We start from the raw sequence: 979 nt of genomic DNA on the forward strand, positions 1-979 counted from the left end.
AGCGGGATATCGGTGTGGATTCTTCCACAACCGGCTATGGCAAGAACCAGAAAACATGGTGGTTTTTATCAAATTAGGAGGCGGGTATGGAACAGAATACGAAGCACAGTTTTAACGGACACCGGAAGCAATCCGCTGGATTCAATCAAGCAAATATGGCAGCCTTTATATATGCCGGAACGAAGCGTAAGAGGAGAAAGAAGGTGCGTGGGAAATGACCGTGATGAAAATGAACAAAGCAGATACGGAACCCAGATCTGCCAAAGCAGAAGAAGTCAAAATATGTGATATATGCGGCGAGATGATCATTGGGGAGTATGACTATGTACGAACCAGAAGAAAGACAGAGTTGTATTTCCACAAAGGAATGAGCTGCAGGAAGAAGGGGACACATGACCAGGATTGAATTAAAGAACGGATACTACATCGAGGTTGACAGCCTAAACTATACTCTCAGGCAGAAATACATAAGGAATGCAAAAGACGGCAGCAAAAAAGAGGCATACCGCACATGCGGACACTTTTCTGATATCCGAGGAGCCATAGGAAAATATATAAGGTTAGTCCAGCTCGATGTATTAAGCGATGAGAGCGTTTCTCTGACCGAATATGTTAAAAACATCGAACAGATAAATAAAATCGCCATACAAGGCTTAGAAAGCGTTCTGGGCAGGTTTCCAATTAAGTGAGGGGGCGTAGGAATGAACGGGTTAGAGGACAAAGGATTATTCCGCAACGAGATTGAGTACTGGACATTCTACGTAGATTGGATTCGGACTTGCCTCGCACTTAATCCGGACAGCCTTAACAGGGAAAAGAGTATTTTCAAAGGTATCCAGGTGCTGTATGGAGAGAAAAAATAGGTAACTAAAATTAACATTTGCCAAAGGAGGATAAAGTTGAGGAAAGATTGCTTTAAAAATAAATATCAGAATGATATGACGGCATATGATCTAAATTGTGGTCGTATATACTGTCC

Annotated in this window: 3 protein-coding genes; all 3 read left to right on the forward strand. The window is 42.2% G+C overall.

Features of this window, described 5'->3' with window-relative positions:
* Positions 1-223 precede the first annotated feature (223 nt).
* The 3 genes from ARB69_RS25515 to ARB69_RS27035 are packed head-to-tail and all read left to right on the forward strand — an operon-like array spanning position 224 to position 863.
* Positions 224-406 carry a hypothetical protein gene (locus ARB69_RS25515; protein ID WP_157355756.1) on the forward strand — a complete coding sequence of 61 codons (183 nt, stop codon included), beginning with the start codon at positions 224-226 and terminating at the stop codon, positions 404-406.
* The gene (locus ARB69_RS25520) at positions 393-689 is read left to right on the forward strand and encodes a hypothetical protein (protein WP_055155417.1); all 297 of its coding nucleotides are present in this window, start codon (positions 393-395) and stop codon (positions 687-689) included. The genes ARB69_RS25515 and ARB69_RS25520 overlap by 14 nt, the downstream gene beginning before the upstream one ends.
* Before the next feature lie 12 nt (positions 690-701).
* Entirely contained in the window at positions 702-863 is a 162-nt protein-coding gene (locus ARB69_RS27035; RefSeq protein ID WP_157355758.1) for a hypothetical protein, read from the forward strand.
* Positions 864-979 lie beyond the last annotated feature (116 nt).

Source organism: Faecalicatena contorta (assembly GCF_001404335.1).
Classification (GTDB): Bacteria; Bacillota; Clostridia; order Lachnospirales; family Lachnospiraceae; genus Faecalicatena; species Faecalicatena contortus_B.